The organism is Amycolatopsis sp. NPDC114503 (assembly GCF_055633655.1).
On sequence record NZ_JBVKDT010000004.1, the window covers coordinates 364,978 to 373,822 of the forward strand.

Annotated in this window: 6 protein-coding genes; 2 read left to right on the forward strand and 4 right to left on the reverse strand. The window is 71.9% G+C overall.

Annotation, left to right across the window (positions count from 1 at the left end):
- Window positions 1-78 precede the first annotated feature (78 nt).
- Complete coding sequence (fahA, locus tag ACZ7OI_RS18870; RefSeq protein WP_470265486.1) at window positions 79-1,284, reverse strand: fumarylacetoacetase; 1,206 nt, start codon at window positions 1,282-1,284, stop codon at window positions 79-81.
- Window positions 1,281-4,595, reverse strand: coding sequence for a DUF885 domain-containing protein (locus tag ACZ7OI_RS18875; RefSeq protein ID WP_470265487.1), 3,315 nt, complete (start codon window positions 4,593-4,595; stop codon window positions 1,281-1,283). Before ACZ7OI_RS18875 ends, fahA begins: the two co-directional genes overlap by 4 nt.
- Window positions 4,596-5,171: 576 nt before the next feature.
- Between ACZ7OI_RS18875 and ACZ7OI_RS18880 the strand changes: the two genes are divergently transcribed.
- The gene (locus ACZ7OI_RS18880; RefSeq protein ID WP_470265488.1) at window positions 5,172-6,551 is read left to right on the forward strand and encodes an AsnC family protein; all 1,380 of its coding nucleotides are present in this window, start codon (window positions 5,172-5,174) and stop codon (window positions 6,549-6,551) included.
- Here the strand turns inward: ACZ7OI_RS18880 and ACZ7OI_RS18885 are convergent.
- Both ACZ7OI_RS18885 and lspA read right to left on the reverse strand, forming a co-directional pair.
- Complete coding sequence (locus ACZ7OI_RS18885; protein WP_470265489.1) at window positions 6,548-7,474, reverse strand: RluA family pseudouridine synthase; 927 nt, start codon at window positions 7,472-7,474, stop codon at window positions 6,548-6,550. The two genes, ACZ7OI_RS18880 and ACZ7OI_RS18885, sit on opposite strands and share 4 nt — an antisense overlap.
- Window positions 7,471-8,079: a signal peptidase II gene (gene lspA / locus ACZ7OI_RS18890; RefSeq protein WP_470265490.1), complete on the reverse strand. Its 609-nt coding sequence runs from the start codon at window positions 8,077-8,079 to the stop codon at window positions 7,471-7,473. The genes ACZ7OI_RS18885 and lspA overlap by 4 nt, the downstream gene beginning before the upstream one ends.
- 98 nt (window positions 8,080-8,177) lie before the next feature.
- On the opposite strand from lspA, the gene ACZ7OI_RS18895 reads away from it, so the two are divergent.
- Complete coding sequence (locus tag ACZ7OI_RS18895; protein ID WP_470265491.1) at window positions 8,178-8,672, forward strand: hypothetical protein; 495 nt, start codon at window positions 8,178-8,180, stop codon at window positions 8,670-8,672.
- The last annotated feature ends 173 nt before the right edge of the window (window positions 8,673-8,845 follow it).

Genomic DNA, 8,845 nt, shown 5'->3' on the forward strand with positions numbered 1-8,845 from the left:
CTCATTCCCCTGCCGGTCGACTGTGACTAAGCGTTTGCTCATTATGCGGCCGCTCGGGTGACGACGCTACGGCGTGGGTCACACCACAGCGGGCGCCACCGTCCCGCGCACGTCGCCGAACCCGATCCGGGCACCGCCTGGACCTGGGGCGGAGGCGCTGATGACGACCTCGTCGCCGTCCTCCAGGAACGCGCGTGTCCCGCCGCTGTCCCCGAGCGCGATCGGTTCGCGACCTCCCCAGCTCAGCTCCAGCAGCGAGCCGCGCTGGTCCTTCGCCGGGCCGGTGACCGTGCCGGACGCGTACAGGTCGCCGGTGCGCAGGCTCGCGCCGTTCACCGTGAGGTGCGCGAGTTGCTGCGCGGCCGTCCAGTACTGCGTGGCGAACGGCGGGCTGGACACGAGATGGCCGTTGATCCGGATTTCCAGCGCCAGGTCCAGGCTCCACGACTCGGCCGCGCGCAGGTATTCGAACGGCTCGGGGTCCTGCGCGGGCTGCGGGACCCGGGCGTGCTCGAGCGCGGCGAGCGGGACCAGCCACGGAGACAGCGACGTGGCGAACGATTTGCCGAGGAACGGCCCGAGCGGCTGCATTTCCCAGCCCTGCAGGTCGCGCGCCGACCAGTCGTTGACCAGGCAGACGCCGAACACGTGGCGAGGGAACTCGTCGATCGGCACCGGAGCGCCGAGTTCGGACGGGACGCCGACGACGAAGCCGACCTCGGCTTCGAAATCGAGCAGGGTGGACCTCCCGAACGACGGTTCGGTCGCCTTGCGCGGTTTCCGTTGCCCCGCCGGGCGGATCACCGGCGTGCCGGACGCGACGACCGTGCCCGCGCGGCCGTGGTAGCCGATCGGCAGGTGTTTCCAGTTGGGCGGCACCAGATCGTCGCCGCCGCTGAAGATCCGGCTGGCGTTGAGGGCGTGCTGCTCGCTGGAATAGAAGTCGACGTAGTCCGCGACCTCCACCGGCAGATGGCTCGTGATTTCGTTGCGGGGCACCAGATGCGGCCGGATCCGGTCGGCGTGGCGCGGTTCGGTGAGCCATTCGCGGACCCGCGCCCGCACGTCGGCCCAGACGTCCGGGCCGGCGGCGAGCAACGGGTTCAGCGCTCCCGCGCCGAGCAGGCGGCCGAAGGACTCCTCCTCGGCCGCCGCGCTCAGGTCGAGCACCTGGTCTCCGACCGCGACGCCGGCCCGGCGGGTCCGCTCGCCGTGCGAGAAAACGCCGTAGGGCAGGTTGCCGAGGCCGAAGAGGGTGTCCGGAGGAAGGTCCAGCCAGGTCACGCAGAAGCCTCCTCGATCCACGCGCCGACCACGGTGTCCAATGCGGACAGCGGGAGAATTCCGTTGCCCAGGATGACATCGTGGAAAGCGCGGATGTCGAACCGGTCGCCGAGCGCCCGCTCGGCTTCGGCGCGGACGCGCTGGATTTCCAGCCTCCCCACCATGTAGCTCAGCGCCTGGCCCGGGTTCGCGACGTACCGGTCGATCTCGGCCTCGATCTCCATCGTCGCCATCGGTGTGTGCTCCACCAGGTAGTCGACCGCCTGCTGGCGGCTCCAGCCCAGCGCGTGCAGTCCGGTGTCGACCACGAGCCGTCCGGCCCGCATGGAGTCCTGGGCGAGCATGCCGAAGCGGGCGATGTCGTCGGAGTACAGGCCCATCTCGTCGGCGAGGCGCTCCGCGTAGAGGCCCCAGCCCTCGATGTAGGCGTTGAACGGCGCGATCTGGCGCAGCAGCGGCAGATCGGTGAGTTCCTGCGCGAAGGTGAGCTGGAAGTGGTGTCCCGGAACGGCTTCGTGGAACGCGATGCCCTCGCTGGTGAAGCGCGGCCGCGAATTCGCCTCGTAGGTGTTCGCGTAGTACGTGCCGGGGCGGGAACCGTCGAACGCGGCCTGCAGGTAGTAGGCGATGGTGCCGCTCGCCGCGTCCGCCTCCGGGACTGGCTCGACCTCGCACTTCGCGTCCGGCACCCGGGAGAACCATTGCGGGGCAACGGCTTCCGCCCGGACGATGGCTGCTCGCGCACCTTCCAGCAGCTCGTCGCCGTCGCGCCAGCGCAGCTCCGGGTCGTTGCGGAGGCGGTCGAAGATCTCCGCCAGCTCTCCGGTGCCGAACACGCGGGTGCCCAGTTCGCGGTACTCCTCGGCCAGTTTTTCGCCCATGCGAAGGCCGGTGTCGTGCAGTTCCTGCGCGGTGCGGTCGGTGGTGGTGTGCGCGCGGATCAGGCCCTGGTACTTCTCCAGCCCGCCCGGCAGATGGCTGATGCCCGGCTGGCTGTCCGTCTTCGAAACCGGCAGCACCTCCTCGGCGAGGAAGTCGCGGTAGCGCCGGTACGCGGGGCGCACGACGTCGGCGAGCAGCCGGTCGCACTCCGCCGCGAAGCCCTCGACCTCGACGGCCGGCGTCACGCGGAACGGGTCGCCCTCCTCGTTCGCGAGGTACCGCTCGACGTACTCGATCCCGGTGCGCACCAGGAAGTCCGGCGGCGCGAACCCGTCCGCGACGGTCGTCCGCTGGGCCCCGATCAGCGCGTCGAGGTAGCCGCCGATCGCCGCGAGCCGCGTGAGGTAATCGCCTGCCTTGTCCGCGGCATCCGGGGTCAGCGCGGGGAGCATGGTCATGAGGTTCAGTGCGGGCGAGCTGAACCCGTCGCTCACCGCGAACCCGGACAGCCGCGAGTCGATCGTGTCGATCGCGCCGCGGGCGTGCGTGCGCACCACCTCGCGGGTGATGGCCTCGGACGCGGTCAGCCCGGACGGGTCGATCGCCTCGGCGCGCTCGGCGATCGCGGCGTACGCGGCCCGGTGGCGCTCGGCCGCGGCGAGACTCGGGTCGGCGAGCTTGGTGTGGTCGCCGGGGAGGCCGAGGACGGTCCGCTCCAGAGGCTCCGCCTCGAAGCTCAGCTCGACCAGTTCGTCGGCCAAGCCGAGGACGGTGTCGCCGTGCCCGGCCACCCACTCGGTGACCACGGCGTCCAGCACCGACAGCGGCAGGGAGCCGCCGGAGAGGATCGTGTCGTGGAACGCCTTGATGTCGAAGCGGCTGCCGAGCCGCTGTTCGGCCTGCTCGCGCAGCCGCTCGATTTCCAGCCGCCCCACCATGTACGCGAGCGCCTGGCCCGGGTAGCCGAGGTACCGGTCGACCTCCGATTCGATCTCGACCTGCGCCATCGGCGTGTGCTCGAGCAGGTAGTCGACCGCCTGCTGGCGGCTCCAGCCCAGCGCGTGCAGGCCGGTGTCGACGACCAGCCGTCCGGCCCGCATCGACTCCATCGTCAGCATGCCGAGCAGCGACACGTCGTCGGAGTACAGGCCCATCTCGTCGGCGAGGCGCTCGGTGTAGAGGCCCCAGCCCTCGGCGTACGCGGTGAAGTTGCCGATGCGGCGCAGCAGCGGCAGGTCGGTGAGGCCGAGGGCGGTGCTGAGCTGGAAGTGGTGGCCCGGGATCGCCTCGTGGAACGCGATGACCTCGGCGGTGTGCCGGAACCGCTCGGCGGCCTGGTGGGTGTTGGCGAAGTAGACGCCCGGCCGGGACCCGTCGGCGGCGGGCGGCATGTAGTACGCCGGGGGCGCGCCGGGCGCGGAATCCTCCGGCACCGCCTCGACGGTCCACGGGTGCTGCGGGATGCGGCCGAACCAGTTCGGCGCCTCGGCCGCGGCGCGGGAAATCGCCGTGCGGGCGGTGTCGAGGAGGTCCTCGGCGCTCGTCCAGCGGAGCTTCGGGTCGGTGCGGAGCCGCTCGAAGATCTCCGGCAGCTCACGGGTGCCGAACACGCGCTCGCCGAGGGCCTGGTACTGCTCGACCTGGCCGGCGATCACCGCGAGGCCGGTGTCGTGCAGCTCCTGCGGGGTGCGGTTGCTGGTGGTGTGGGCGCGGGCGAGGCGGGCGTAGATCTCGTCGCCGCCGGGGAGCCAGGAGACGCCGCCCTTGTCGTCCGGGCGGCCGTGCGGGAGGACTTCGGCCTCGAGGAAGTCGCGGTACTCGCGGAAGCCGGGGCGGGCGACGTCTTCGAGTATTTGGCGGCGGCGGGCGGCGAAGTCGTCGTCCGGGGCGGGCTGGCGCAGCAGCGGGTCGTTCTCGGGCTCGGCCAGGTAGCGGTCGAGGTGCGCGATCGCGGCCTTGACCAGGCGTTCGATCGGCAGCAGACCAGCGGCGATCCCGTCGCGGTGCCGTTGCGCGACGGCGCGGAGGTACTCGGGGATCTCGGCAAGCCTCCCGAGATGCGCCTCGGCGGTTTCCGCGGTGACCGTGACCATCGGCAGCGCGGACAGAAGCCCGGACGCGGGGCCGACGAAAAGGTCGGTGACGGTGAAGTCGACGACGCGGCTGTCCATCCGGTCGAGGTTTCCGTCGACGGAGCTGAGCAGGACGTCGCGAGTGACGCGATCGGCGTCGTCGAGCCCGGCCGGGTCGATCGCCTCGGCGCGCTCCCGGATGCCGGCGATCTTCGCGCGGAACGCCGCCTCCGCCGCGGCCGACGGATCGCCGAGCCCCGGCGCGTCCGGCCGGATGCCGAGAATGGCGGCGTCGAGCGGTTCGTGGTCGAACGACGCCTCGACGAGCTCGTCGGCGAGATCGGAAACGACGGACATCGGCGTGGACCCCCAGGGTAGGCGGAGAAGGTGCGATTCCGACCCTAATCGAGACGGGGGCGCGGACGCCCGTGTGCTGGGTCGGCGGCCTTCTTCCGGGGGCAGGGGCGTTCCGGGCGGTGGAACCTGGGGCTTGGTTCGGGGCCGTGGGGCTGGTTCGCTCTCGGCTGGTTCCGGGGAGACAGCGCGGCCATCCTGCGGTTCGGGGCCCGTCGCGGCGGTGCCAGACGCGGTGGCACGGCCAGGTCAGTGACGGCCCGCGGTTCGCCGCCCGTCACAGCGGTGCCAGACGCGGTGGCACGACCAGCTCCGCCACCACCCGACAATCCCGCGGTCCGCCGCCCGCGCGATGGCGCCGGGCACGCCAAGCGCGGCGACACGGCCAGGCCGGTCACAGCCCGACCATCCCGCAGTCCGCCGACCTCGCGATGGCCACCGGGCACGCCAGGCGCAGCGACACGGCCGGGCCCGTCACAAGCCCGACCAACCGCAGTCCGCAGCCCTCGCGGTGGCGCGGGGCACGCCGGACGGAGCGGCACGGCCGGGTCCGGCGGGCGAGGCGGTAGCGTTGCCGGAGTGGCCGTGACCGATCCCGCCGACATCCGCCTGCTCGCCGCGCTCGCCGAGCTGGGCAAGGGGGCTGTGCACGAGCTGGCGGCGAAGGTCGGGATGGATCCGCGGGAGGTCGCGTACCGGCTGGTCGCGCTGTCGGGCAGCGGGTTGCCGCTGCTGGTCGGGGTCGAAAGCGACCCCAACGGTCTTCGTGCGGCGATTTCGGGAGCACAGCCGTCGTGGCAGCGCCCGCAGGCCCCGGGATATCCGGGCGCGCCCGGGTCGGTGCCGTTCCCCGCCGCGGGCTCGCCGATGCCGCAGGCTTCCCGGATGCCAGGCTCGATGCCGTCCGGACCGGCCTCGGCGCCAGGTTCGATGCCGTCCGGGGCGCCGATGCCGAATGGCCCGGCGTCGTCCGGGATTCCGGCTTCGGGCGGGATGGCCGGGGCGCCGCCTCCCGGGATGCCGGGCGGCTCTCCCGGCGCGTCCGGTCCGCACCCGCCCGGGCAGTCCGGGATGCCCGGCCCCGAATCAGCCGGGATGCCGGGGCATTCCGGCCCGCATCCGCCGGGACAGCACGGAGTGCCCGGCCCCGGGACTTCCGGCGCGTACCCGCCGGGGCAAACCGGAATCCCCGCGGCCGGGCCAGGGCAGCACGGCCCCGCCGTCTCCGGTGCGTACCCGCCGGGGCAAACCGGGATCCCCGCAAACGGGCCAGGGCCCGGAGCCCCCGCCGCATACGGAATGCCCGGCGCGTACGCCCCGGGACCGGCGGGGACGTCCGGCGCGTATCCCCCCGGGCCGAACGGGATGTCCGGCGCGTACTCCCCCGCGCAGACCGGAATGCCGCCCCAGCCCCCCGCGAACGTCTACAATGGACAGTCCGGGCCGTACCCGGCTCCGGACCCGGCCGTCAGCACGTGGGGCGTCCCGCAGACCGCTTCCTGGGCCCGCGGCGACGACCCGAAGCCCGCCGCCGCGCCGGCGAAACAGGGGCGGATCGGCGAGACGATGCAGTCCCACGGGCTCGAAGGGGAACAGCTTTCCGTGCAGCTGCTGGAAGTCCAGGATCCCGCCGACTTCCTCTTCGGCGCGGCCGGTTACCGGCTCGAGGACGGCGAGCGCTCGGTCGTCGTGCACACCGAGATCACCAATCGCGGGCCGATTCCGTTCGCCTCGCTGCCGGACAACTATCTCGAACTGGTCACCGACAGCGGCGAGACCGTCGCGAAAGCCCCGGTTTCGCTGACGTCCCGGCCGCCGCACAAGATCGGCGTGCAGCCGGGCGAGACGCTCGGCGGGCACACCGTCTACGTTCTCCCGACCGCGACCCGGGTGGTCGCGGTGCGCTGGAGCCCGCGTCCCGAGCCGGACGAGCGCACCTTGACCTGGGCCGTCGACTAGTTCCCGTCCCGCAGGATCTCCAGCGCGCTGGCCAGATCGTCCGGGTACTCCGCCTCGAACTCGACCCAGCGGCCATCGGCCGGATGCGCGAAACCCAGCGTCCGCGCGTGCAGCCACTGCCGGGTCAGGCCGAGCTTGCGGGCCAGCACCGGGTCCGCCCCGTAGGTCAGGTCCCCGGCGCACGGGTGGCGCAGCGCGGAGAAGTGCACGCGGATCTGGTGGGTGCGCCCGGTTTCCAGCTTCACGTGCGCCAGCGAAGCCGCCCGGAACGCCTCGACCACCTCGTAGTGCGTGACGCTCGGCCGCCCGCCCGCGACGACCGCGAACTTGTAGTCGTGCCGCGGATGGCGGTCGATCGGAGCGTCGATGGTGCCGCGCGTCGGGTCGGGGTGACCCTGTACGACGGCGTGGTAGCCCTTGTCGACGGTCCGCTCCTTGAACGCCCGCTTCAGCACGGTGTACGCGTGCTCGCTCTTGGCCACCACCATCACCCCGGTGGTGCCCGCGTCGAGCCGGTGCACGACGCCCTGTCGCTCGGCCGCGCCGGAGGTCGAGATGCGCAGCCCGGCCGCGGCGAGTCCGCCGACGACCGTCGGGCCGGTCCAGCCGGGGCTGGGGTGCACGGCGACGCCGACCGGTTTCGAAATCACCACGATGTCGTCGTCATCGTGCAGGATCTTCATGCCGTCGACCGGCTCCGCGACGATTTCCGCCGGCCGTTCCGGTTCCGGCAGCGTCACCTCGAGCAGCCCGCCCGCCGACAGCCGGTCCGATTTGCCCGCCGGACGGCCGTCGAGGAGCACGTCGCCCGCCGCGGCGAGGTCCGCGACCGCGGTGCGGGAGAGGCCGAGCAGCTTGGCCAGCCCGGCGTCGACGCGCATCCCGTCGAGCCCGTCGGGGACGGGCAGCATGCGCGCGCTCACGCGGTTTCCTTCTTCTTGCCTCGGGTGGTGGTGCCGTCGTAGTCCTTGCCGAGCAGGGACAGCAGGACGATCAGCGCGCCGCCGACGCAGATCGCGGAGTCGGCGATGTTGAAGATCGCGAAGCCCTGCCCGTTGGGCGCGAACGCGGAGATGAAGTCCACGACGTGCCCGCGCAGCGGTCCTGGCTCGCGGAAGAACCGGTCGGTCAGGTTGCCGAGCGCGCCGGCGAGCACGAGCCCGAGGCCGATCGCCCAGCCGACCGAGCGCAGCCTGCGCGAGATCCACACGATCGCGATCACGACGCCGATCGCGACCAGCGCGAGCACCCAGGTCATCCCGGTCGCCATCGAGAACGCGGCACCCGGATTGCGGATGACCTGCAGGTAGATGAGCCCGCCGAGGATCGGCTTCGGCTCCTTGCCCTCGAGATTGGCGACCACGAGGTTCTTCGTGATCAGGTCGATCGCCCACAGCAGCGCCGCGACCGCGAACACCACCCAGACCCGCCGCTTGGGCAGCGGCGCGCCTTCCCCGGCAGCCCCCTGCTCAGGCGGTTCCGCAGACGGCTCGACCTCGGATTCGGACGGCGAAGGATCGGTGCTCACACCCCCATTGTCCACAACCGCGCCCGACCAGGTCACAGCGGCAGCCCCCGGCCCGAATTCAGTCGCCCCCGACCCCCTCGTCCCGCCATCCTCGCTCCATGCCCGCCGAGATCCCCACCCCCGCCGTAGCCGCCGCCTGGATCGCCCTAGACCTCTCCCCCACCGACGACCTCCCCCTGTTCGCAGCCCACTGGCTGGCCGACGGCAACGACGGCGAACACCTCCGCCACCTGGCAGGCCTCTCCCGCACAGAACCGCGAGAAATCCACGACGTGCAGCAGTCCGCCCTAGCCGACTGCCACACCCAGATCCCAGACTGCCCGGTCACAGCCGCCAAGCTCGCCTTCGACTTCGTCGCCCGAGCCTTCCTCCGCGGCCACCTCACCGAACGCGAAGTACTGGCTCAGGTACACCACATCATCGCCGGCTCCGGCACCGCCGCAGACGCCATCAGAATGCCGCTAGGCCAAACCTGGCTGCTGGACGAAGAGTGGGACCAAGGCTGGGGCCGCACAGAAGAGCAGATCAAACAGGCAATCCACTCAGCCTGCGAGACCCAACTAGCCCCCCACACCCCAAAAAAACCAACTTGACCCACACCAGGCCCGGCACCACTCACCTGCCCCAAACGCGGGATCGCGCCGACGTTTCGGGCCGAGCGGCGTGACAGGCCGAAGGCCCCTCACGCCGCTCTGCCCCAAACACCTGCCTAAAACAACCCCCCCCACCGCAGCGGAGCCTACAGCCACCAAAACAACCCTTCCGC

Coding starts and splice junctions, on each gene's coding strand:
- ACZ7OI_RS18895 (WP_470265491.1), top strand. CDS start 8,178: ATGCCCGCCGAGATCCCCACCCCCGCCGTAGCCGCCGCCTGGATCGCC.
- ACZ7OI_RS18875 (WP_470265487.1), bottom strand. CDS start 4,595: ATGTCCGTCGTTTCCGATCTCGCCGACGAGCTCGTCGAGGCGTCGTTC.